We start from the raw sequence: 23,180 nt of genomic DNA on the forward strand, positions 1-23,180 counted from the left end.
TGCTCCGGGAACGGCGAAGTGGGTGGCGGCGACCCCAAGGGCCACCGCCACCCACGTGCTCGCGCTACCTGACCGTAATGCCTAGTCGAACGACAGGTTCGAGGGCCTCAGGTCCATGTAGAAGTCGCTGTACGGCTGCCAGTTCACGCCGTCGCGCACGCCGTAGAACTCCACGGAGTAGTAGAGGGTCGTACCCGGCGCCTCGTCCTCCCAGATGTCGAGCATGCGCCAGTAGTCGGCGCGGCGGGTGTCGCGGTCGGTCGTCTGGAGGGCCTCGGCGCCGAGGCGGTTGAACTCCTCGGGGGCGTTCCAGTAGCCGCTCGCCTGGGGCGGGCCCGACGGGCTCCAGTTGGCCCAGAGGCCGCCGGCCGGGTCGGCGTAGCGCATGGAGTTCGACCACGTGTTCACCATGGCCATCGGATCGTCCGCCGCCAGGCCGAAGAGCTCGGCCGGACCGGACACGACCCGCACCTGGGCGTCGATGCCGATGGCGCGCCACATCTCGACGATGGCCTCGGAGGCCGCCATGAAGTTCACGTACCAGGTCGGGTGGGCGTTCAGGTAGATCGTCTGGCCCGTGTAGTTCGACTCGGCGAGCAGCTCGCGGGCGCGCTGCGGGTCGTAGACGTCGACCGGCCGATCGGCGTCGTACATGTCGCCGAAGGCCTTGAACTGGTGGCTGCGCGGTACCTCTGCGGCGCCGCCCCAGAGGGCGTCTGACAGAAGCTGGCGGTCGATGGCGAGGTTCATGGCTTGCCGGAGGAGCTTGTCTGACAGCGCCGGGTTGTTCGTGTTGTAGCGGAGCAGGTGGATGTTGTCGAGAACGGCCTCGCGGACCGCGACGCCCGAGAACCTGCGGATGGTGTCGAGCTGGTCCGGCGGTACGGCCGTGATGATGTCGACCTCGCCGTTGACGAGCGCCGTGATGCGCGCGGCCGTCTCGGGGATCACCCGGAACACGACCTCCTTGGCCGTAGGCTGGCCTTCCCAGTAGGCGTCGAACGCCGTGAGGGTCAGCTGGTCGCCCGTGGAGAACGACGTCACCTTGTACGGCCCGGTGCCGACGGGCAGCTGGTTGAACCGCGAGGCGTCCTCCGGCGTGGCGTAGGCGCCGGCCGGCAGGATGGCCGTCTCCTGCATGGTCAGGACCTGTTCCAGCACGGGGTCGGGGGTGTTGGTGTGGATCCGCACCGTGTACTCGTCGACGGCCTCGACTTGCGCGACGTTCTTGAGGGTGCCGCGCGCGGTCACGAAGTCCGACGCGGGATCGATGATCCGTTCGAACGTGTAGACGACGTCGTCGCTGCCGAAGTCGCTGCCGTCGTGGAACTTCACGCCCTGGCGGAGCTCGAGCTCGAGCGTCGTGTCGTCGACCCAGTGCCAGGCGGTGGCCAGACCGGGTTGGAGGCCGCCCGCGAGGAAGTCACGGTGGATGAGACGGTCGAAGACGGAGTAGAGGGTACGGAAGCCGTTGGCCCCGATGTTGATGTTGACCGCGGGGTCCAGGCCGTCGGGCAGACCGGTGACCCCGATCCTCAAGGCCGGCCTCGCGTCCTGGGCCCAGGCGATGCCGGCCAAGGCTATGACGAGTGCGACGAGCGCTCTGCGCATTGTCTAGTCTCCTAACTACATGGGTGGTGCTGCTTGGTTGCGGTCTCGGGTCTCGTTCTCGACGACGCGGTCACTGGGTCAACTCGGTCACCTCACAAGCTGCACGGCGGCCAGCCCGACTACCCTGCAAGGCTTCGGCCCCACCCCTGCCTCTCGCTGAACTACGCGAACAATGTATCATGACGGGGCAATAAGTTCCATGAGCCGGTTCGCGGGGGTCCGGCCGCATGTTAGAAGGTGCGTATGCAAGGTTCCGAAGCCCACGGACGCCGGCGGGTGCTGATCATCGGGGCGGACGGCCTGAGGCCGGACCTGGTGAGCCGCGAGCGGATGCCCACCTACCACGCGCTCATCGGTCGGGGCTCCCTGTACACCGCGTTCCACTCAGCGTTCCCCACCCATACGCGCGTGAACATGACGACGTTGACCACGGGTACCAGGCCCGGCAGGCACGGTGTCATCAACAACACGATGTACGTGGCGGGGGCTGCGGCGCCCATCGACACGGCCGACCCCAAACAGCTCCTCGAGTTCGAGAGGCTGAGCGGTGAGAGCGTGGTACTGACGCCGACGCTGGGGGACCGGCTCCGCAAGCAGGGGGAGCGCCTGGCCGTGGCGGCGTGCAGTACACCCGGCGCCTCACTGCTCTGGAACCCCAGGAACCCGCAGCGCGTCCTCAACGCCGCCACCGACTACGGCGACGCCGACCTCGCGGCCGTACGCGACAAGCTCGGCCCGGCCGAGCCTGACGCCGGGCGCACCAAGTACAACGCCTGCCGCTGGGCGGCGCGGGCCCTCATCGACGTGCTGCTCGACCAACCGGAGAACCGGGTCATCACCCTGTGGCTCACGGAGCCAGACGCCAGCCAGCACTTCTACGGCCTCGGCTCGCCGGAGGCGCTCAAAGCCATGCAGGTGGTCGACGAGTGCGTAGCCACCGTGCTGGACGCGCTCGCCGCCAAGGGGCTCGCCGACGAGTTCGACCTGCTGCTCGTGAGCGACCACGGTCACTCTTCCGTTCGCCACTCCGGTTCGCTGGCCGAACACCTGGTCGAGGCGCGCGAGGAGCTGGACCTCGGCGACCTGATCGCCGTGGCGGACTTCGTCTACTCGCCGAACGGCGCGTACGACCCGGCCGCGCTCCCGCGGCTGGCCGACTGGCTGCTGGAGCGCCCTTGGTGCGGGCTCCTGTTCTCGCCCGTCCCGTCCATGCACGGCCACCGAGGCGTGTTGCCGCTCGAGCTGGCGACCGGCCCGCTGTCGCACGACAGGGCGCCCCTGCTGGCCGTCAGTCCGACCTGGAGCCACGCCACCAACACCTTCGGGGTGCCGGGCAGCGTCGACACGTTGACGTCGTACTCGCCCCTGAAATCCACCCACGGCACCGCCTCGCCCTACGACATGCGCGCGTTCTGCCTGGGTGTCGGACCGGGGTTCGCGCCCGGCGTTCGCGTCGACGAGCCCTGCGGCACGGTCGACGTCGCTCCGACGGTATGGGACCTCCTCGGCCACGACGGACCTTCGGCGAGCTACGGCTTCGACGGCGGCTCGCTCCTCACCCTCGGGGCCGATACGTCGGTGCGGCGCGAGCGGTTCGCGGCCGAGTCGAGCCGGGAGGGCGTCGAGATCGCGCACGTCGACGGGCGCAGCTACTTCCTCGGGAGCGTGGCGCGCTGACTTCGTAGCCGCCCGGGGCAACGCGAACGCCGGGGCCCCGTAACGAAGACCCCGGCGTCAGGCGGTGGGCTTGGTACTGCTAGACCCTCAGTCGATGACCTGCGCGGTGACCACGAGGAGCAGGTCGGTGGTCTCGTCTTCCGAGGTCGTCGACCCGAACAACTCGCCGATGATCGGGATGTAGCCGAGGACCGGCACGCGCTTCTTCGTCAGCTTGTACTGGTTCTGCATCAGCCCGCCGAGGAGGGCCGTCTGGCCGGGCTGCAGGTTGACGGTGGAGGAGACGGAGCGGTTGGACAGGTTGAGGAAGCTCGGGTCGTTGGTGGTGGAGATGACGTCCTCGACCTTGGCCACGATGTTGAGCGTGACGCTGCCGTCCTTGGCCACGCGCGGCGTGATCTCGATCTGCACGCCGTAGGGGATCTCGCGCTCGATGTTCTCGCTGGCGCCCGGGATGCTGATGAAGATGGTGCCGCCGGACTGGATGTAGCCGCGCTGGTTGTCGAGGACCGTGATGTTGCCGTCGTCGACGCGGCGGGCTAGGCCTTGGGTCTCGAGGGCGTCGAGCACGGCGTTGATGTTGAACGAGGAGACGGCGGCCGCCGTGTCGAAGATGAACTTCAGGCCCGTGTCGAGGATGTTCGCCGTCATCTGCCCGAAGCCGCCGGCGAGGTCGAGGCCGAGGTCGTAGCTGACGCTATGCGCCACTTCCTGGATGCGGACCTGGACGTTCACCTGCTGGCGCGCCTCGTCCAGCTGCGGGATGAGCTGGGCGAGGCTCGCCTGGACGGCGGACGTACCCGTGACGATGAGGGCGTTCGTGCGCGGCTCGGCCACGACCGTGAAGTCGGTGCCTGCGGCCTCCTGGCCGGCCGGGACGACGCCCGTCGATTGGAGCACGGTCGCGAGGTCGCTCGCTACCGCGTTGTTCAGGAAGTAGGTGCGCTGCTCGAGCTGCACCTGCTCCGCAGCCGTGTCGAACTGGTCGAGGAGCCGCCGGACGCGGTCGTGATCGGCCTCGTTGGCGACGACCATGATGCTGCTGACGCCGGGCAGGGCCTGGATGTCCGTGGTGGGCATGGCGCGGTGCAGGATCTCGACGACCTGCTCCGGATCGGTGTTGACGCGGTAGAAGCGCTGCTCGAGGTCGGACGCCTCCGGCTGGGCTACGACCGTCTCGACCGGCGTCCGGAGCCTGCTGACGGAAGCGGGCGTGCCGACGACCACGATGTCGTTGTCGAGGAGCACGTAGTCGAGGTCGTTGAGCGTCAGGACGATGTTCCAGACCTGCCTGAACGGCTTCGGGTCGCCGATGTCGTAGACGATGGTCTTGTCGGGGACGTCGTCGGTGATGGCCGTGAGCCCGATGGCCTTGGCCAACGCGGTGATCATGACGGGCAGCTGCTCGCCGTTACTTCCCGTGCTGAACTCGACCGGCGCGTCGTAACGTTCCGCTTCGGGCAAGGGAGTGAGCTTCCCTTGAGCGAACGCGACGGCCAAGGTCGCGAGGAGGCTTAGGAGTAGGATCGTCCGCTTCATGATCACCGCCTGAGGTCCAGAGAGAGGACCTGGGTACTGTCACCCAGTGAGAACTTCGCTTCGTAACCGCGCAAGTCAGCCAACACGATATCAGTGTCCGGCAACGACTGGCCCAAGGTCAGCACTACGGGCTGCTCGAAGTGGTTGGCGCGGAAGACGCCCACGCTCAGCGGTCCGAGGGCCGTGCCCGTGAACCGCACGTCGTTGTCCCGGAGGTAGCGGCTGAGCGTGTCGATGCCGGCCACCAGCGGGAGCTTCTGAACGTTCGTCGGAGCGCTCGGCTCCGTCGCCACCACGGGTTCGGTAGGTTCGGCCGGCTCCGAGGCCGCCTCGTTCGGCTGGCCGGGGCCGAGGACTTCGACGGGAGCGGCCAGGTCCTCCGCCGGCCCGTCGCCTACGGGCGGCAACTCGCTCTGGGCCGTCTCGATGGGCTCGACGAGCGCCGCGACCGGCGTCTCGGCCTGCGTCGGCGACTGCACGGGCGAGGCCGTGCGGGCGTCGCGCAGGATGTCGGGGGTGATGGGCAGCGTGCCGGAAGGGAGTGGCCGCGGTAGCTCGCCGACGCCTCCCGATGCCGGGGCAAGTGCCCGCGGCGCCGGCGCCTGCGCCGGTTGCGCCGCCACGACGGTGGTGCTCGGCTGGCTGCTCGTCGCGCTCGCGCCCGCCGGGGGCGTGCCGTCGTTGTTGACGACGATGACGGTCGGCTCCGGGCTGCTGGTCGGCGCCTCGGCGAAGACGGGCTCCGGTTGCGTCTGGGCGGTCTGAACGAGGACGGGGGAGAACGGGTTGATGTTCCCACGGCGGCCGGCTTGCGGCCGGGTCGCGCCGCCGCCATCCTCCTCCGCCTCGGCGGTCTCGACCGCGGGTGGCGAGGTGACGAGGAAGGGCAGGTCGTCGACCACCAGGTCGCGCAGGACGACCGTGGGTGGGGCTACCACGGCGGCCGGCACGGCGATCGGGCTCGGCTGGTCGGTCGTGCCCGCGGCGGAGCCGGCCGAAGCCGGGTCGGTGCCGGCGGCGGGCCCGCTCGTGGCGGGCGTGCCCGCCGGAGCCCCGACGATCGCTTCCGAGCTCGGCGCGAGGAGCGGAGCCGCCGTGGCGGTCGGCGAGTTGGCCGCTGCGTCCGCCGCGGCCGCCCCCGGCACGACGGTCGGGGTGCCCGCCAAGGTCGTCTGCGGTTCGGCGTTCCTCAAGTAGCTCACCCAGACGAACGCCGCCGCCGCCACGAGCAGTAGCGCGATGAGGATGCGAGCGGTTCTAGAAAGAGACATGGCCTATTGCTCCCCTGGGTCGCTACCCGTGAAGACGTAGACGGTGAAAGCGAAGGAGGCGTTGAGGTTCGGGTCGCTGGACGTGTTGTCCTCGATGTCGAGGCTCACGCGGCCGATCTTCGCGAAGCGGCGCATGGCCTCGAGGCGAGAGAGGTAGTCCATCGTCTCCCCGTACGTGCCCTGGGTATCGATGGTGAACCCGATGGGGCGGACGTCCTGTATCGACTCCTGGGCCGAGCCTTGGCTGAACGACCTGATCACCACGTCCGACTGTTGGGCGTTGGCGCGCAAGGAGTCTATGAGGCCGGCTATGTCGCTCTCCCTGGGCAGCTGGGAGAGGAAGTCGCGACGGTCCGCCTCCAGCTCCGCCACGGCGAGCCGCAGGTTGGGGAGGTTCCGCCGCGCGTCCTCGCCGCGTCGGATGTCAGCGTCGAGGCGCGTGATGTCGGATTCGAGCTGGGCGATGCGCTCCTGGGTGGGGCCGTACATGTAGAAGTACCAGAGGATAGCCGCCACGATGGAGAGGACGATGCAGACGATGGCCCAGTCACGCTGCTTGAGCTTGCGGAGGCTGAACGACTTGGTCATCGCGCCCCCTCCTGGATGCTCCCGACCGTCAGCGAGTACTGGTAGACGCCGTCCTCGTCGGAGCGCTGCGCGTTCTGGAACGTCACCCCGTAGTCGTCGCTGCGCTCCAGGGCGCGGATGAACTCGGCGAGCACCTCGGTGTTGACGACCGTGCCGGAGACGTTCATCTCGGCCGTCACGGGCCTACCCTCGTAACGTTCCGCGTCCGCCCGGGGCGGGAAGACGCTCTGCATGGACAGCGAGCGGAAGTCGATGGCCGGGCGCGTGTCGCCGCCCACGGGCAGGTTCTCGAGGAGGCCCGCGATCTCGCCCGTCCATACGATCGTGTTCTCGCGCACCGACTGGGCCACGGCGATGAGCTGGTTGAGCTGCTGCTGCCGGGAGACGAGGTCGCGCTGCTCGCGCAGGAACGGCTGCAGGAGCGCGAGCTGGTCCTCGCGGGCGAGCTTCTCGCGTTGCAGGTTGGCGGACGTCGCGTTGGCCGTGTACTGCATGATCCCCGCGACGACGAGCACGAGCAGCGGGAACGCCACGGCCAGCAGCCGCCAGTAGCCCGGCTCGCGGACGCGCCTGAGGTTCTTGGGAAGTAGGTTGATGTTAATCAACGCCGGCCACCCCCCTCAACGCCAGACCCAACGGGACCGCGAACTCCGGGGCGATCTTCTTGAGGTACTGCGAGTCGAAGCGACCCTCGTCGAACGTGACGGCCAGCCAGGGGTCGCCGAGCTCCACCTTGATGCCGAGGGCGTCGCCGATGGCGTCCGGCAGACCGCGCAGCTTGGCGCCGCCGCCCGTGACGAGCATGCGGCTGATGGTGGCGTCGCCGGACTGCACGCGGAAGAACTCCAGCGACCGCCGGATCTCGGTCGTCAGCTCGACGAGCACGGGCCGCAAGGCGTCGTACACGCGGCTGGGGGAGAACTGCTCGCGCTTGGCGTCGAAGTTGAGGAGGTCCTCCTCGTCTTCCGTTGGGATCGTGGCGGTGCCGTACTCGAGCTTGACCTCCTCCGCGCTATCGAAGTCGAGCCCGAAGGCGCGCTGGATGGCGGTCGTGAAGTCGTCGCTGCTGACGTTGATGTTGCGGTTCATGAGCACGCGCTGGCCGCGCACGAGCGTGACGGTCGAGGTGCTCGCGGCGATCTCGAGGACCACGCCGATCTCGTTGCCCTCGGTGAAGTTCTGGCCCGACAGGGTCGCCTTGGTGAGGTGCTCACCGTGGAGCGAGCCGCGCAGCGCCCGGAGGAGGGAGAACGGCTTGACGTCGATGACGTGGGGCTCCAGCCCGGCGTGCTTCAGGTAGTCGACCTGCTGCGAGACCTCGTCGAGGCGCGCGGCCGCGATCACGACCTCGAGCTGCTCGCCCTCGGCCACGTCCTCCGGGTTGTCGAGGACGAAGTAGTCGAGGACGACCTCGTCGATGGGGAAAGGGATGTAGCGCTCGGCCTCCCAGCGGATGGCCTCGTCCAACTCCGCCACCGACATGCGGGGCACGTGGATGTTACGCGTGATGGCCTGCCGGTTGCTGACCGCCGTGACCGTGAAGCGCTTCTGGATGCCCGCCTCCTGGAAGAGCGCCTTGATCTCCTCGGCCAGTCCCTGCTGATCGGTGACCTCGTCCTCGCTGACGAGGCCTGCGGGCATGGGCCTGACCGCCAGCGCGCTCAGCGTCGGCGGGTTGCCGGCGCGAAGCTCAACCACCTTGAGTGCGCTGGTCCCGACCTCGAGGCCGACCGCTTCGATCTTGGGACTTAGCATGCGAGCGAAACGCTCGCGAAATGAGACCATGGCGTCTCCTCCTAGTAAAGCTGGGGGAGTCTATCACGCGACCTTCGCGCCACCACGTGAAAAAATGCCGTACGGACCAAGACGCCTTGGGCTCCGGCCGGGGCGCTACTCAACCGTGGCCGCCCTTGGCCAGGTCGTTGAACCGCACGTGCGCGTTGTGGAACTGCAGCTCCAGGCTGCCCGTCGGACCGTTGCGCTGCTTGCCGATGATGATCTCGGCGATGCCGTGCTTCTCGCTATGCGGGTCGTAGTACTCGTCGCGGTAGATGAACATCACGAGGTCGGCGTCCTGCTCTATCGCGCCCGAGTTATGCATGACGACGCCGTCCGCGAGCCACGACGCCGGACCCGGAACCGTCAGGTCGTAGGCCTGGTGCATACCGACGCTGCGCACGCTGACGATCTCGTCCCAGTACAGGTCCGGAGAGTAAGTTGACGCCGCGTCGGCCATGGTTGCCGACGGCTCTACCGCCGGCAGGCGCCGCGCGATCGCGACCCGGTCACCCGGCCCTAGTCGTTCTAGCCGCTTCCAGCCGTCGAAGCTGTACCAGAGGTGCCGGGCGGTCGTCCGCCTGACCCGGCCGCTGGCGAGGCGCACCTCGAACAGCTCCTTCTCACCGACCGGCCACACCTTGTCGCTCTTCGCGGTGACGACCTTGCCGCGCTCGTCGACCGCGAAGAGCTCCGGTTGCAGGCCGACGAGGTCCGCGATCGGCATACGCCTGCCGTCGGCGAGGTCGACGAGGGTATCGCCGCCGACGCATTCGCGCAGGTCGGAGAGCATCGGCCGCTTGTTCGGCCTGGCCTCCACGGCGCGCGACAGCTGGCTGAGGACGAGGACGGGGACGTCGAGCTCGCGCGCCAGGCCCTTGAGGCCGCGCGAGATGGCCGAGATCTCCTGCTGTCGGTTCTCGCTCTGGCTCCGGCTGCTGCCCGACATGAGCTGCAAGTAGTCGATTATCAGGAGATCGAGCCCGTGCTCGGCCTGCAGGCGCCGGGCGCGTGAGCGTAGCTCCATGACCGTCATGTCGGCGTGGTCGTCGATGAAGACGCGGGCCTCGGACATGCGGCCGGCGGTGTCGGCGAGGCGCTGGAAGTCGCGATCGGAGAGCTGACCTGACCTCACCCTGGACATGTCGACCCTGGCCTCGGCGCAGAGCATGCGCGTCACGAGCTGCACGGCCGACATCTCGAGCGAGAAGATGCCGACTGAAGCGGCCTCTTTCAGGGCGGCGTTCAGGCCGATGGTGAGGGCGAAGGCCGTCTTGCCCATCGAGGGGCGCGCCGCCAGGACGTTGAGGCTGGCCGGCTGCAGGCCGCCCGTCAGGCCGTCGAGGTCGCGGAAGCCGGCGCGGAGGCCGGAGACGGGGTTCGGGTTGGCGAAGCGCTCGTTGATGTCCTGGAACGTCTCGGTGACGAGGGTGCGCATGCCCTCGAAGTTCGTGCGGCGCTTGCGGGTCGTGAGGTCGAAGATGGCCTTCTCGGCCTGGTCGAGCACCTCCTCGAGCGGCCCGGACTGATCGTACGCGGTCTGCATGATGCGTCCGCCCGCCCCGATGAGGTCGCGCAGCGTCGCCTTCTCCTGCACGATGCGCGCGTAGCTCTCGGCGTATGCGGCGGTGGGCACCATGTCCACGAGGCCGACGAGGTACGCGACGCTGCCGACCCCTTCCAGGTCGCCCGCCACCCTGAGCTCCTCCGCGAGCGTGACCAGGTCGAGCGGCTCGCCGCGCCGGTGCAGCTTCTCCATGGCGCGGAAGACCTTGCGGTGGGCTTCCTTGTAGAACTGCTCGGCGTGCAGGGTGCCCTCGAGGTTGGCGAACACCTCGTTGTCGAGGAGGATGCTGCCTAGAACGCTCTGTTCTGCCTCGAGGTTGTGCGGCGGGGTCCTGCTCTCCACCCCGTCATCTTACCGGCCGGCCTGACGGTCCGTGACCGCGCGTCGGTTGACCGCCCTGGCCGGCGCGTGGTCCTCGCGGGCCCGTTGGGTCGTCGGCCGCTGTCACGACGCCGTGGTCGCCCCGCGACCAGGGGGGGGCGAGGACCCGGGCGAGCGGGGTCGCGACACGTGTCGTGGTCGCCCCGCGACCAGGGGGGTCGCCCGCGGAGCGGACCGCGCGCTCGAGCGGCGGGTAGAATGGCGCCGTTCATGGACCTCCTGACGACATGGGCGTTGCCGCTGCTGAGTGCCTACCTGATCGGTTCGCTGCCGTTCGGCGCCTGGCTCGTCCAGGCCGCGTCCGGCTTCGACCCGCGCGATGTCAACCCGCACCTCCTCGGCGTCGAGAACGTCTACAAGCTCGTCGGGCCGTGGGTGGCGGTCAGCTCGTTCGTGCTGGACGTCATCAAGGGCGCGCTGGCCGTCATCCTCGGCGCGCTGCTCATGGTCGCCGTGCAAGGCGCGGCCGGGCTCCTCCTCGACCCCGTCCTCGGGCTGCGGGTGGAGTCGCCGTGGTCGTTGACGGGCTTCGACGGCTTCCTCGCCGCCGCGGCCACCGCGCCCCTCGACCTCGGCATCGCGGCCGGCTGCTCCTTCCTCGGGGTGCTCTTAGGCCACCTCTACCCGCTGCCCTTCAAGCGCCTCGCCTCGACGCCCCGCGGCCGCGGCAACGGCGTGGTGATCGGCGGTCTCGCCGCACTCTTCGGACTCGGGGTCGTGCCCTTCTGGTTGCCGGCCGTCGCCGTCGCCGCGTACGCCGCCGCGCTCGCCCTCAGCGGTTACGTCGCCCTGGCGAGCGTCGCGGGGCTGGCGACCCTCGCACTGTTCTGGGCGTTGGCCGCCGGCTCCGGCCTCGTGGCGTGGCGGCCCTTCCTACCGGCGCTGCTCGCCGCGCTCGTGCTCCTGTGGCGGCACAAGGCGGCCCTCATGCGCATCGGGGACGGCACCGAGGCCCGCCTCGGCGCGCCCCCGCCCGTGCGCGGTCTCGACCCGAACACGGTGCTCTGCGCCTTCATGGTCCACCCCCTCACGTACGACGACGTGTGGCAACCGCGCTCGAGCCGGTGGCTGCGGTGGGTCGTCGAGACGCTGGTGCGGCCGGGCATCCTGCCGGAGGCATGGCTCAAGCGGCTCTTCCTCAGCATCCGCCCGCAGTTCCACGGCGTCATCGAGGGCATAACCCTGGCCGACGGCCGCAACCTGCGCGTGCTCCTCATCTCGGCCCCACTCATGCCCGACCAGTTCCGCTCGAACCCGGACGACGCCTTGCGCACGGCCATCCTCGGCGCCAGGTTCGCGCGGCGGCTCGGCGCGGAGGTCGTCGGCCTCGGCGCCTTCTGGTCCACGGTGGGGGAGAAGGGACAGGCCGTGCAGGAGGCCGTGCCGGAGATCGTGGTCACGAACGGCGGAGCTTACACGGCCGCCACCGTCAAGGCCGCCGTTCCGGGGCTGCTGCGGCGCTTCAAGGCGCAGGGCGGCAACCTCCGCACCGCCAGCGCGGCCGTGGTCGGCGCCAACGGCGTCGTCGCGTTCGGGGTGGCGCGGATGATCGCGCCCGAGGTCGGCGAACTCGTGCTCGTCGGCCGCGACCGGGAGCGCCTTAACCGCTCGGCCGACAGCCTGCGCAAGAAGTACCCGCACACGCGCATCCTCGCGACGACCGACGTCGAGGCGGTCGCCGGCTCCGACCTGATCTTCACGGCGACTTCGGACCCGGAGCCCGTCATCTACGCGCACCACGTCAAGCCGGGCGCATGGATCTACGACCTCGGCCGCCCCGTTGACGTCGACGAGAGCGTGCGCACCGTGCCCGGCGTCGAACTCGTGCCCGGCGGCGTCGTCAGGCCGCCCGGCAACATGCGCAGCCGTATCGACCTGCGCTTCGGTGACGGCAACGTGCCGGCCTGCCTCGCCGAGACCATGATCCTGACCGCCACGCGCGCGTACGACAGGCGGAGCCTCGGGAGCGCCACCCGCTCCGCGGACATCGAGTTCTACCTCCTGGAAGGCGAGCGCCTGGGCTTCGAGATCGTCACGCGCGACGCGCGCCTCTCCCCGGTAGCGGTCACCGCTTGAAGGCCTACCGGGTGCCGGGGCTGACGGGCGAGTCGCCCGAGACGGCGCTCCTCTGGGACCTCGGCTGCCTCGGCCTGCAGGAGGAGGAGGGCATCGACGGCGTCGGGGTCCTCGCGTACTTCGCCGCGGAGGTGGACGTGCCGCTGCCGGGCGCGTGGGTGGAGCTGCCCGATATCGACCACGTCGGGGCCTACCTGGCGAGCCTCGCGCCGGTGCGCTGCGGCACGGTCGTCGTGGCGCCGAGCCACAGGCAGGCCGTGCTCGAGCGGGGCGAGACCGTCGTCTGGCTCGATCCGGGTACGGCGTTCGGCACCGGCCACCACGAGACGACCGCGATGGCCCTCGAGGCGCTATGCGGCCTGGAGCTGCGCGGCAGGACGGTCCTCGACCTCGGCACCGGCAGCGGGCTGCTAGCCATCGGGGCCGACCGCCTCGGGGCGGAGCGGACCTACGGCCTCGACATCGACCCGGAGGCGGTCAGGGTGGCGCGCGAGAACGCGGCGCTCAACCGGTCGCGCGCCCGGTTCGCCCTCGGCACGCTCGGCGCCGCCCCGGTGGGGGTCGCGGGCGACGAGTGGGCCGAAGCCGCCGGCGCCCACGCCGGTTCCGCCCCCCTGGCCGGCCTGCCCGGCCGGTTCGACGTCATCGTGGCGAACCTCTTCGCCGAGCTGCACGCTGCCCTGTTCGGCGAGTACGTCGCCAGGCTCCTGCCTGACGGCGCGCTCGTGCTGACCGGCATCCTCGTCACCCACCGTACGCTGGTCACGCGCGCCGCGCCGCGCCGCTTGCGCTTGATGCGAGAAGAGGCCCGTGGCGACTGGCTGCTGCTCGAGTACCGGCTCACGGAGACGCCTTGAGGCTGAGCCGCGTCCTGGTGCCGGGCCTCGTGGAGGCGGCGCGGGGCGGGGAGGCACGAGCGACCGGCCCGATGCCGGAGGCCGTGACCGGCGCCGCGCGCGAGGCCTTCACCGTCGTGCTGCGCGGGCAGGAAGCCCACCACCTGCGCGACGTGCTCCGGCTCGGCGGCGGCGCCCCTGTCGAGGCCTTCGACGGGCTGGGCAACGTGGCGCGGGGCGAGGTAGCGAAGGCCGATCGCGACGGCGTCGTGCTGAAGTTGGGGCCGTTGGCGAGGAGCGATGCCGAGGCCGGTCTACGCCTCACCGTCGCCGTCGCACTGCTCAAGGGGGACAAGCTGAGCGACGTCGTCAGGCAGTGCACGGAGCTGGGGGCCTCGGCCTTCACCCTCACGCTCACCCGCCAGGCCGACGTCGGCGAGCTGTCCGTGGCCAAGCTCCAGCGCCTCGGTCGCGTCGCGGAGGAGGCCGCGCGGCAGTGCGGCAGGGCTACGGTGCCCGAGCTCCGCGGCCCGCTGCCCCTCGCGGAGTTGGCGTGGCGCGGTGCGGCGTTCGTGGCCGACCCGCGGGCGGACGTGCCGCTCAGAGACGCCGTTGCGGCCACCGAGCATGGAGACGTCACCGTCGTGACGGGCCCGGAGGGTGGCTTCACCCCGACCGAGGTCGCCGGGCTCGTCGCCAGGGGAGCCATGGCCGTCGGCCTCGGCCCGCGCGTGCTCAGGGCGGAGACGGCGCCGACGGCCATGGCGGCCGCGCTCATGCTGGGTGCAGGCGGGTCCGCCGCCGACAACGGTGAGGCTCGCAGGGGCGAAGCTGACGAACGCGAAGCCGGCAGCCGCGAGGCGGCCGGCCGAGGGCGCGACGAGCGGGGGACCGACTATGCGTGACGACGAGCAGCCGAGGCACGGGGCTTTGCGACTAGCTAGAACGGTCGGTACGGCGGCGGCGCTGGCGTTGATCGGGCTCACGGCGTGCAGGCCGCTCTACTTCCCGCCCGTGCCGAGCGACCGGCTCCCCGAGCCGAGCCCCGTGCGTCTCTCGAGCGAGAGCGGGCTCACGGTGGGTGTGGGCGGACGCCCGACGCTCGACGTCGAGGTCGTCGACTTGCCGGCAGCAGGTTGGCTAGCCGTCCAATGGTTCGGACCCAAAGGGAGCGAGGTCGCTTCAGAGAGCGCCTGGCTCGAGCCGGACGCGCCGAGCGCCGAGTTCGTGCTGCCCGCCGACGTGAGCCCGGTGAGCGGGGAGTGGCGCGCCGTCGTGTCGTTCGGTGGCCGGCTGTTGCGCCAGTACGTGCTCAGCCTGCCGTGAAGTGACCTTGCTGCGAAGGCCAGCTCTTACGCGCACCGCGCCCGTATCTGCCGGCCCTGACGTGACATGAAGCGACGCGCGGGGCGCCCACCTTCTCAGGTGGGCGCCCCGCGCGTGAGGTGAAGCGGCTCTGGCGAGCCCGGTTGCCGTGTGACACCGCGCCAGGCTCAGGCGTTCGCCGAGCGCGTAGCGCTCGGCTTCTTGCCGGAGCCGGCCTGCGCCTGCTGCCACTCGCGCGCCCACACGAGCATAGGCGAGAGCAGAAAGATCGAGGAGAAGGTGCCGACGGCGATGCCGACCAACAGCGTCACGCTGAAGCCGTTCAGCGTCGACCCGCCGAAGATGAGGAGGGCGATGACCGGAAGCAGGGTGGTGCCTGCGGTCGCGACCGTGCGCGTCAAGGTCTGATTGACGGCCAGGTTGACGAGTTCACGGTACGGCCTGTCGCGTACGGTCCGCACGTTCTCGCGGATGCGGTCCGCGATGATGATGGAGTCGTTCAGCGAGTAGCCGACCACGAACAGGAGCGCGGCGAGCACCGGGATGGAGAACTCGATCCCGAAGAGCGCCTGGATACCGAGCGTGATGGCGACGTCGTGCGCGGTCGCGACCACGACGGCGAGGGCCACCATCCAGTTCGGCCAGAAGCGCCACGCCAGGTAGAGGAGCACGAGTAGTAGCGACATGAAGACGGACATGAGCGCGCCCCTGCGCAGGTCGGCGCCGACGGAAGGACCGACGAAGTCCGACGCCAGCTTGGTGCCTCCGACGGCCGTCGCGAGGCGCTCGGCGAAGTCGTCCGTTGACGTCTGGGACTCGTTGCCGAGGCCGATGCGCACGGAGACTTGTCGCGTGCCTCCGGCCGTCACCTCTGCGTCCTCAACGATTGCGGCGCCTTCGCCCGTGACACCTGGGAAGCCGAGGTCGTCGATGGCAGCGCGGATGTCCGCCGTGGACTCGGTGACGGGCACCTCAAGCTGCACGCTTGAGCCGCCCGTGAAGTCGGTCGACATCTTCAGGCCGACGACGCCGACGTAGATGAGCGAGGCGATGGCGAGTAACGCCGTGACGGACACGAAGAAGCGCGCGTTCTCGACGAACTTGATGCCACGCACCGTGAAGCCGCGCCACATGTAGGTGCGGTTGCCGTTGCCGGCCAGGAGACCCAGGACGTACGGCACCACGATGACGTTGACGAACACGGAGGCCACGATGCCGATGGCGAGCGTGATGGCGAAGCCGCGCACGGGGCCCGTCGTGTACTGGTAGAGGGCGAGCGCGGCGAGGACGGTGGTGACGTTGGCGTCGATGATGGCCGAGAGCGAATGCTCGAAGCCGCGCTTCATGGCGGCCTTGAGGCCGCGCCCGCCGCGCAGCTCCTCGCGGATGCGCTCGAACGAGATCACGTTGCCGTCGACCGCGGAGCCGATGGTCAGCACGAGGCCGGCGAGGCCGGGGAGCGTGAGGGCCGCGCCCAGGCCGGCGAGCACGCCGAAGATGAAGAGCATGGCGAGGATGACGCCGAACGCGAGCACCCCGCCGAAGAGGGGGCCGTAGTAGATGAGGACGGCGAGGATCACGAGCGCGCCGCCGACGATGGCGGCGGTGGTGCCCTTGGTGATGGAGTCCTGGCCGAGCGTCGGGCCGATGGAGCGGACCTCGTCCACCTTCAGGCTGATGGGCAGGCTGCCGGTGCGGAGCACGACTGCGATGTCGCTCGCCTCGTCCAGCGTGCCGATGCCCGTGATCTGCCCGGAGTCGGAGATGCGCGACTGGAGCGTGGGCGCCGTGATGATGCGACCGTCGAGTACGATCGCCATGCGCCTGCTGACGTTGCTGCCCGTGAAGTTGCCGAACGCCTGCGCGTCGCCCGGGCGGATCTCGAAGACGACGACCGGGCCGGTCGGCGCGCCGGGCACCTGCTGGAACTGAGCGCTGGCGGTCGACACGATCTCACCGGTGAAGGCCACCGGTTCCAGATCATCGAGTGTGAGGGCCTCCGTCGGGAGGGCGTTGGACGCGGACTTGACGATGCGGAACTCGAGCACGGCCTGCTGGCCGATGAGGTCGAGCGCGCGCTGCTGGTCGTCCGTCGTGAGGCCGGGGAGCTCGACGACGACCTTGTCGTTGCCCGCCGTCGAGACGACGGCCTCGGACACGCCGAACTGGTTCACGCGGTTCTCGACGATGTTGCGGGCGGTGGCCAGGTCCTCGCTCGCGGGGTTTGGCGTGTCGGAGACGAGGGTGACGCGCAGGCCGCCCTGCAGGTCGAGGCCCAGCCTCAAGGCGGGCTCGGTGGTGTTCCAGGGTTTCCACAGGTAGAGGACCGACGCGACGATCAGCGCCAGGATGACTATGCCAGTGAACGGGTTGCGACTCATGCGACTCCAAAGGTTTGCTCGGGTGAGATGGGTGGTCGGTTGCGAATACTGCCGGCGGAGCTCGGCGGCTCAACCGCCGTCGAGCAGGAGCCGGCCGAGGCCGACCAGCCTCTCACCGGTCCGCACCTCGGTGGTCGGGCGGAGCGTGGCGAGCGGCGCTACGGGGCGCGGCCCGGCGAGGCGGGACGGGGCGGGCGGCAGCACGAGCTGCAGCCCGAGGTTCGGCGCCGGCACCCGCGCGTTCCCTTCGACGATGATGAGGGGAACGGGCGAGCCCATGCTCGGCGTGGCGGCGTCCGCGGTGGTCCGCCCGGCGAGCGCGTGAACCGGCAGCGGCAGGAGGGCGAGCGCGCACGCGAGTACCAGGCGCCCGCAAGCGAGCCGCCGGTCACCAGCGTGGCGCGCCGCCCCGAAGAGCCGCATCAGACCGCCGGCACCTCGACCATCTCGTAGACCTCGATGAGGTCGCCTTCCTGGACGTTGTCGTAGTTCTGGAGGCTGATTCCGCACTCGTAGCCGGTGCCGACCTCGCGCACGTCGTCCTTGAAGCGGCGCAGGCCCGAGATGCTGCCCTTGTAGACCTCTTTGCCCGCGCGCGTGATGCGGGCCTTGGCGCCGCGCTTGATGATGCCGTCCGTGACGTAGGAGCCGGCGATGTTGCCGCTGCGCGGGACGTGGATGACCTGCCGCACCTCGGCGTGGCCGAGGATCTTCTCCTCGAACTCCGGCTCGAGCTGGCCGCGCACCATGCGCTCGACGTCCTCGACGAGCTCGTAGATGATCCGGTACGTCTTGACGGGGATGCCGAGGCGCTCGGCGGACTTCAGCACGCTGCCGGGGGCGTTGACACCGAAGGCGAGCACCGAGGCGCCCGCGGTGCTCGCGAGGAGCAGGTCGGACTCGGTGGGCGCGCCGACCTCGGCGAGCATCACGTTGATGTCCACGTCCTCCGTAGCCTCGGACTCCTTCTGGATCACGCCCTTGAGGGCCTCGAGGGTGCCCTGGGTGTCCGCGCGCAGGAGGATGCTGATCGTCTTCTTGGTGGGCTTGCCGAACAGGTCGGCGAGCGTTATGCCCTTCTTGCCGATGGCCTCGCGCTCGAGGTCCTTGCGCGCCTCGCGGCGCTCGGACGCGATGGCCTTGGCCTCGGCCTCGCCCGACACGACCTCGACCGTGCTGCCCGCCACGGGCTGCTCGGAGAAGCCGAGGATCTGGACGGGCATCGCCGGCCCGGCCTTGTCGATGGTGGCGCCCGTGTAGTCGGTCAGGCGACGGACCTTCGCCCACGCCTCACCCGAAACGATGTAGTCGGCGACCTTGAGCTCGCCTTCCTGGACGATCACGGTGACGAGCACGCCCGCCCGCTTGTCCAGGACCGACTCGATGATGACGGCCTTGGCAGGTCCCTCGTCGCGGGCACGGAGGTCCTCGACCTCGGCGACGAGCGAGAGCATCTCGAGGAGGTCGTCTATGCCCTTGCCGGAGCGCGCGGACAGCTCGACGGTGATGACGTCGCCGCCGTACTCCTCGGGGATGAGGCCGACCTGCATGAGGTCCTGCTTCACCTTCTCGGGGTTCGCCTGCGCCAGGTCGACCTTGTTGATGGCGACCACGATGGGGACGCCGGCGGCCTTGGCGTGCGCGATGGCCTCGCGCGTCTGCGGCATGACGGAGTCGTCGGCCGCCACCACGATCACGGCGATGTCGGTGGCGTTGGCGCCGCGCTGGCGGATGCTCGTGAACGCCTCGTGGCCGGGCGTGTCGATGAACGTGACCGTCCCCGACGGCGTCTGGGCCTGGTAGGCGCCGATGTGCTGCGTGATGCCGCCGGCCTCGCGCTCGGCGACGCTCGACTTGCGGATGGCGTCGAGGAGCGACGTCTTGCCGTGGTCGACGTGACCCATGACCGTGACGACCGGCGCGCGGCGTGGCAGGGAAGCCTTGTCGGCGGGGGCCGCATCGTCGCCCTTGCCCGGCTTGCCCTTGGGCGCGACCTTGCCCGGCTTCTCGGCCAGCACGGACTTCTCGGCGGCCGTGAGCGTGGTCTTGTCGGCGCCCTCACCCTCCACGGCCGAACCGGCCGCGGAGGCGCCCTGGAGGAGCTGGCGCACCGTGTCGGCCGTCTCGGCGTCCAGGGTGCTCGAGTGCGACTTGTACTCCACGCCGATGTCGTCGAGCACGGCGAGGAGCTCCTTGTTCTCTACGCCCAAGTCTCTAGCTAGTTGATAGATCCTGACCTTCTCCGTCATTCAAGCCTCCGAGGCGGGGTCCCCGCGGCGCCGGCGGCGGTGGGGGGAACATGAGCGAGGGCCGCGTCGAGCAGCTCGCGCACCTGCTGCGCGCTGCCCTTGAAGGCGTGGCGCAAGCGTTTCTCGTTGGAAGAGGCGGCGCAAGCGGCACAGATCCATGTGCCGCGGCCGCCGAGCCTGCGTGTGAGGTCCAGGCGGTAGCCGGCGTCGCCCTTGACCAGGCGCAGCAACTCCGCCTGGGGCGCCTGCGCGCGGCAGACCGCGCAGCGGCGTAGCGGGACGTGCCTGACTCTCACCGTGGACGTCATCAGGAGGCCTTGTCCTCGCCTTCGGACCCTTCGCTCTTGCTCGGTTGCTGGGCGGAGTCTTTGAAGAGCGCGTCGAACGCGGAGTGCGTGCGCTCGGGCTGGGCGGCGGCGTCGCCGAGGCGCGAGGCCGCGGCCTGGAAGGCGGCGTCGAAGTCGGAGACGGTCTCGGAGGGCTGGAGGTCGAGCTTGTAGCCGGTCAGCTTGGCGGCGAGGCGGACGTTCTGGCCCGACTTGCCGATGGCGAGCGAGAGCTGATCGGAGCCGACAGTGATGCGCGCCGACTTGTTCTCCGTGTCGAGCTCGATGTTGCCGACCTTCGCGGGGGAGAGGGCGTTGCGGATGAACTCGCGCGGGTTGGCGTCCCACTGGATGATGTCGACGCGCTCGCGCTGCAGCTCGCCCGTCACGGCCTGGATGCGGCTGCCGCGGTGACCGATGCACGCGCCGATGGGGTCGACGTTCGGGTTGTTGGAGCTGACCGCGACCTTGGAGCGCTGCCCTGCCTCCCTGGCGATGGCCTTGAGCTCCACCGTGCCGTCGGCGACCTCGGGGATCTCCTGGCGCATGAGGTACTCGAGGAGCTCAGGCGCGGCGCGAGAGACGTGGATCGACGGCCCGCGCGGGCTCAGCTCCACGTTCTGCACGTAGACCTTGATGCGCATGCCGACCATGTAGCGCTCGCCGGTGATCTGCTCCTTGGCGGGCATGATCGCCTCGCCGCGGCCTAGGTCCACGAACACGTTGCGCTTGTTGTCCGTACGCGCGACGACGCCGGTCATGATGTCGCCGGCACGGTCCTTGTACTCCTCGAAGACGTAGGCCCGCTCCGCCTCGCGGATCTTCTGGGTGATGACCTGCTTGGTCGTCTGCACGGCGATGCGCGTGAACTTCTCCGGGTCTACCGGGAACTCCATCTCCATGCCGACCTCGACCTCCTCGTCGAGGTCCAGCGCGTCGGCGAGGGAGATCTCCGTGGTGGGGTCCTCGACCGCCTCGACGACCCGCCGGATCACCATGATGTCCATCTCGCCCGACTCGGGGTCGAGCTCGACGTCGATCTGGTGGCCCGGCATGACGTTGCGCTCGAACGCCTGGCCCAGGGCGTCCTCGAGGTCCGCTAGCAGCTGCTCCTTGTCGAGGTTGCGCTCGGCGGCCAGCAGGTTGAGCGCGTCAACGAACTCCTTGTTCATCTAGTCCAACTCCCTACCTATTCGGTTGTGGCCACTACCGCGACCTTGCAGGGGCGGCGTGGCGGTGTTCTCGCACCGTGCGTGAGCGGCGCGATACGTCAGCGTGGAGAGTCCGGCCATTCGGCCAGACGCGCCGACACTACGTCGGCGATCCTCACCACGCGCTCGGTGCCGTCGACCTCGACGGTTACGGTGCCCTCCGCGACACCCTTGATCCGCCCCTTGAACGTCTCCCCGCCCACCCTGAACTTGACGAGCAGGTCGTGGAAGCGTTCGAAATGCCGGGCGCGCCGCAACGGGCGCTCGGCGCCCGGAGACTCGACGTCGAGCCGGTAACCCGTCGGGAACGGGTCCAGCCGGTCCAGCTCCAGACCGAACACCTCGGACGCCCTGGCGACGTCCTCGATGCCGACGATGGCCTCGTCGAGCCGATCGATGCGAAGCAGAACACGACGCGACCGCCCGGAAGTGCTGACGGTTACCTCCAGCACCTCGTACCCGAGGGGTTCAAGCACCTCGGTGGCTGCACGCTCGAGTTCCACGCCACCTCCCATGGTCGGCACGGCCCACTCGCTCCCCCTACACCCGTAGCTCTCGAGTCTAGGGGTGCGCTGGGAGCCGGACCTGAGGCTCGGACGTCCTGCATGGAAAAGGCGGTGGGCGCGAACCCATCCGCCGTTCCCGCCGGGACGTTGTCCGCTCGCTAGTCTACTTCCGCGGGTATGGGCGCTGCAACCGCCAGCATGCGTTCAGGCCTTGAGACCCCCCGTGGACCGGGAGGTCGCCCGGGTTCACGGGGCCAGCTTCCCGACCAGGGCGCTGCCGGACGCGCTGCCACCGTCCTCGAGGGTGGCGTCGGAGAAACCCGAGAACAGCACGTTCCTTGCGCTATCGACCGCGACCCCCGCCGCCGCGCTGAAGGTGCCAGCGGCGGGCTGGCGCGTCCATGCCACCATGCCGTCCGGACCGTACTTCCTCACGAAGGCATGGACGGCGCCGTCGGCGTCGCCGGCCAGGTTGCCGAACGTGTAACCGGCGACGAGCACGTTGCCGGCGGCGTCCACCGCGGCCGCGAGCGCGTAGTCGTCGCTGTTGGTGCCGAACTGGCGCGTCCAGACCTCATCGCCGCCGGCGGTGTACTTGCTCACGAACGCGTCGAGGCCGCCCGCGTTGTCGCTCGCGAGGGCGCCCTCCGTGATCCCGACGACCAGCACGCTCCCTGCCGCTTCCACGGCGACGCCCAGCCCCTTCTCGTCGGCTCCCGTGTCGAGCTCGATGAACGACACGAAGTCGCCGTTCTGGTCGTACTTCCGTATGAACGCGTTCGCCGTGCTCACGTCCGTGTTACTGGGCTCCGTGTAGCCCACCACGATGACGTTCCCGGCGGCGTCGGCGGCGACCCCGTTGGCGTAGTAACGGTCCACGCCGCCGAACTGGCGCGTCCAGACGATGTCGCCGTTGGGGTCGTACTTCCTCACGAAGGCGTCGACCAGGCCGCCGGCATCGTCGGTCAGGCTGCCGAACGTGTAACCGGCGACGAGCACGTTACCGGCGGCGTCCAGCGTCACGGCTCGCGCCGCATCGGCGTCCGCGGTGCCGAACTGGCGCGTCCAGAGCACGCCGCCGTCGGGGCCGTACTTCCTCACGAACGCGTCTTCACCGCCGGCGTTGGCACCCGCGAGCGCGCCGTCCGTGGTACCCGCGACCAGCACGTTCCCGCCCGCGTCCGCCGCGACGCCGTACGCGCCTTCGTTGGCGCTGGTGCCGAACTGCCTGGTCCAGAGTACGTCGCCGTCCGCGGCGCGCTTCTGGACGTACGCGTCCGACTCGCCCGCGTTCTCGCCCTCCAACGCGCCTTCCGTGTAGCCGACGGCGATGACGTTCCCGTCGAGGTCCACCGCCACCGCCAGCGCGGCTTCTGTGGAGTCCGTGCCGAACGGCCGGAGCCACAGGGTGCCGCCAGGCGTCACCACCGTGACCGCGGCGGCTGCCTGCCTCGTCGGGTCCGCGACGCTCGTGGCCTTGACCTCGTAGCTGCCCGGCGCGACGGGGGCGTGGTAGGTGACCGTGCCGCCCACCCCCTCGACGGTGCCGCCCGTCACGCTCCAGGAGACCGCCGTGTCCGCGGCTCCGGTCACCTGCGCTGTGAACGTCTGGTCCGCGCCCGGCGGCAGCGCGACCTCCGCAGGCGCGACGGTGACGACGACGCCGGGACCGGAGCCCTGGCACGCGCCCAGAAGGCCGCCTACGAGGAGTAAGGCCAGCGGAAGCTTGACGGGCCTGGGGTCGCGCATCGGTTACCTCTCTACATCGGAGGACCGGCAGCGGGCGTGCGGCGGGGAAGGTGACGGGGTGGCGGCCTGCCGGCGTCCCCGGCTCCATGAAGACCGTGGAACGGGCTGGA

At 69.9% G+C, this 23,180-nt stretch carries 19 protein-coding genes; 5 read left to right on the forward strand and 14 right to left on the reverse strand.

Features of this window, described 5'->3' with window-relative positions; translation table 11 throughout:
- Nucleotides 1-81: 81 nt before the first annotated feature.
- A complete protein-coding gene (locus M9914_08535) occupies nucleotides 82-1,611 on the reverse strand; it encodes an ABC transporter substrate-binding protein (GenBank protein ID MCO5174226.1) in 1,530 nt (509 codons plus the stop codon).
- A gap of 243 nt (nucleotides 1,612-1,854) precedes the next feature.
- Here M9914_08535 and M9914_08540 point away from each other — a divergent pair, with 243 nt between their 5' ends.
- On the forward strand, nucleotides 1,855-3,288 hold the full coding sequence (locus tag M9914_08540) for an alkaline phosphatase family protein (protein ID MCO5174227.1): 1,434 nt from the start codon (nucleotides 1,855-1,857) through the stop codon (nucleotides 3,286-3,288).
- A gap of 87 nt (nucleotides 3,289-3,375) precedes the next feature.
- On the opposite strand, the gene M9914_08545 is transcribed toward M9914_08540, so the two are convergent.
- From M9914_08545 to dnaB, 6 genes are all read right to left on the reverse strand, one after another.
- Nucleotides 3,376-4,827, reverse strand: a complete 1,452-nt coding sequence (locus tag M9914_08545) for a hypothetical protein (GenBank protein MCO5174228.1) — start codon at nucleotides 4,825-4,827, stop codon at nucleotides 3,376-3,378.
- A gap of 2 nt (nucleotides 4,828-4,829) precedes the next feature.
- Complete coding sequence (locus M9914_08550) at nucleotides 4,830-6,098, reverse strand: hypothetical protein (GenBank protein MCO5174229.1); 1,269 nt, start codon at nucleotides 6,096-6,098, stop codon at nucleotides 4,830-4,832.
- A gap of 3 nt (nucleotides 6,099-6,101) precedes the next feature.
- Nucleotides 6,102-6,686 carry a type 4a pilus biogenesis protein PilO gene (locus tag M9914_08555; GenBank protein MCO5174230.1) on the reverse strand — a complete coding sequence of 195 codons (585 nt, stop codon included), beginning with the start codon at nucleotides 6,684-6,686 and terminating at the stop codon, nucleotides 6,102-6,104.
- The gene (locus M9914_08560; protein MCO5174231.1) at nucleotides 6,683-7,291 is read right to left on the reverse strand and encodes a hypothetical protein; all 609 of its coding nucleotides are present in this window, start codon (nucleotides 7,289-7,291) and stop codon (nucleotides 6,683-6,685) included. Before M9914_08560 ends, M9914_08555 begins: the two co-directional genes overlap by 4 nt.
- The gene (gene pilM / locus M9914_08565; GenBank protein ID MCO5174232.1) at nucleotides 7,284-8,441 is read right to left on the reverse strand and encodes a type IV pilus assembly protein PilM; all 1,158 of its coding nucleotides are present in this window, start codon (nucleotides 8,439-8,441) and stop codon (nucleotides 7,284-7,286) included. Before pilM ends, M9914_08560 begins: the two co-directional genes overlap by 8 nt.
- A gap of 139 nt (nucleotides 8,442-8,580) precedes the next feature.
- The gene (gene dnaB / locus M9914_08570) at nucleotides 8,581-10,371 is read right to left on the reverse strand and encodes a replicative DNA helicase (GenBank protein ID MCO5174233.1); all 1,791 of its coding nucleotides are present in this window, start codon (nucleotides 10,369-10,371) and stop codon (nucleotides 8,581-8,583) included.
- Between the two features lie 249 nt (nucleotides 10,372-10,620).
- On the opposite strand from dnaB, the gene M9914_08575 reads away from it, so the two are divergent.
- From M9914_08575 to M9914_08590, 4 genes are read left to right on the forward strand one after another with little or no spacing between them, the layout of a single operon-like run.
- Nucleotides 10,621-12,486, forward strand: coding sequence for a glycerol-3-phosphate acyltransferase (locus M9914_08575; GenBank protein ID MCO5174234.1), 1,866 nt, complete (start codon nucleotides 10,621-10,623; stop codon nucleotides 12,484-12,486).
- Nucleotides 12,483-13,343 (forward strand): 50S ribosomal protein L11 methyltransferase, encoded by an 861-nt coding sequence (locus M9914_08580; protein MCO5174235.1) that lies wholly within the window; start codon nucleotides 12,483-12,485, stop codon nucleotides 13,341-13,343. The genes M9914_08575 and M9914_08580 overlap by 4 nt, the downstream gene beginning before the upstream one ends.
- Nucleotides 13,340-14,227 (forward strand): 16S rRNA (uracil(1498)-N(3))-methyltransferase, encoded by an 888-nt coding sequence (locus M9914_08585; protein MCO5174236.1) that lies wholly within the window; start codon nucleotides 13,340-13,342, stop codon nucleotides 14,225-14,227. The genes M9914_08580 and M9914_08585 overlap by 4 nt, the downstream gene beginning before the upstream one ends.
- Before the next feature lie 25 nt (nucleotides 14,228-14,252).
- Nucleotides 14,253-14,648, forward strand: coding sequence for a hypothetical protein (locus tag M9914_08590; protein MCO5174237.1), 396 nt, complete (start codon nucleotides 14,253-14,255; stop codon nucleotides 14,646-14,648).
- A gap of 167 nt (nucleotides 14,649-14,815) precedes the next feature.
- Here M9914_08590 and secD read toward each other — a convergent pair whose 3' ends face one another.
- The 7 genes from secD to M9914_08625 all read right to left on the reverse strand — a co-directional run bounded on the left by secD (nucleotide 14,816) and on the right by M9914_08625 (nucleotide 23,070).
- Complete coding sequence (secD, locus tag M9914_08595; GenBank protein ID MCO5174238.1) at nucleotides 14,816-17,029, reverse strand: protein translocase subunit SecD; 2,214 nt, start codon at nucleotides 17,027-17,029, stop codon at nucleotides 14,816-14,818.
- A 69-nt stretch (nucleotides 17,030-17,098) separates the two neighbouring features.
- Nucleotides 17,099-17,452 carry a hypothetical protein gene (locus M9914_08600; GenBank protein MCO5174239.1) on the reverse strand — a complete coding sequence of 118 codons (354 nt, stop codon included), beginning with the start codon at nucleotides 17,450-17,452 and terminating at the stop codon, nucleotides 17,099-17,101.
- Nucleotides 17,452-19,278 carry a translation initiation factor IF-2 gene (gene infB / locus M9914_08605; protein ID MCO5174240.1) on the reverse strand — a complete coding sequence of 609 codons (1,827 nt, stop codon included), beginning with the start codon at nucleotides 19,276-19,278 and terminating at the stop codon, nucleotides 17,452-17,454. The genes M9914_08600 and infB overlap by 1 nt, the downstream gene beginning before the upstream one ends.
- Nucleotides 19,275-19,586 (reverse strand): DUF448 domain-containing protein, encoded by a 312-nt coding sequence (locus M9914_08610; GenBank protein ID MCO5174241.1) that lies wholly within the window; start codon nucleotides 19,584-19,586, stop codon nucleotides 19,275-19,277. The genes infB and M9914_08610 overlap by 4 nt, the downstream gene beginning before the upstream one ends.
- On the reverse strand, nucleotides 19,586-20,776 hold the full coding sequence (gene nusA / locus M9914_08615; protein ID MCO5174242.1) for a transcription termination factor NusA: 1,191 nt from the start codon (nucleotides 20,774-20,776) through the stop codon (nucleotides 19,586-19,588). Before nusA ends, M9914_08610 begins: the two co-directional genes overlap by 1 nt.
- A 98-nt stretch (nucleotides 20,777-20,874) precedes the next feature.
- Nucleotides 20,875-21,318 (reverse strand): ribosome maturation factor RimP, encoded by a 444-nt coding sequence (gene rimP / locus M9914_08620; protein ID MCO5174243.1) that lies wholly within the window; start codon nucleotides 21,316-21,318, stop codon nucleotides 20,875-20,877.
- 249 nt (nucleotides 21,319-21,567) lie between these two features.
- Nucleotides 21,568-23,070, reverse strand: coding sequence for an SBBP repeat-containing protein (locus M9914_08625; protein MCO5174244.1), 1,503 nt, complete (start codon nucleotides 23,068-23,070; stop codon nucleotides 21,568-21,570).
- Between the last annotated feature and the right edge of the window lie 110 nt (nucleotides 23,071-23,180).

Source organism: Trueperaceae bacterium (assembly GCA_023954415.1).
GTDB lineage: Bacteria > Deinococcota > Deinococci > Deinococcales > Trueperaceae > JAAYYF01.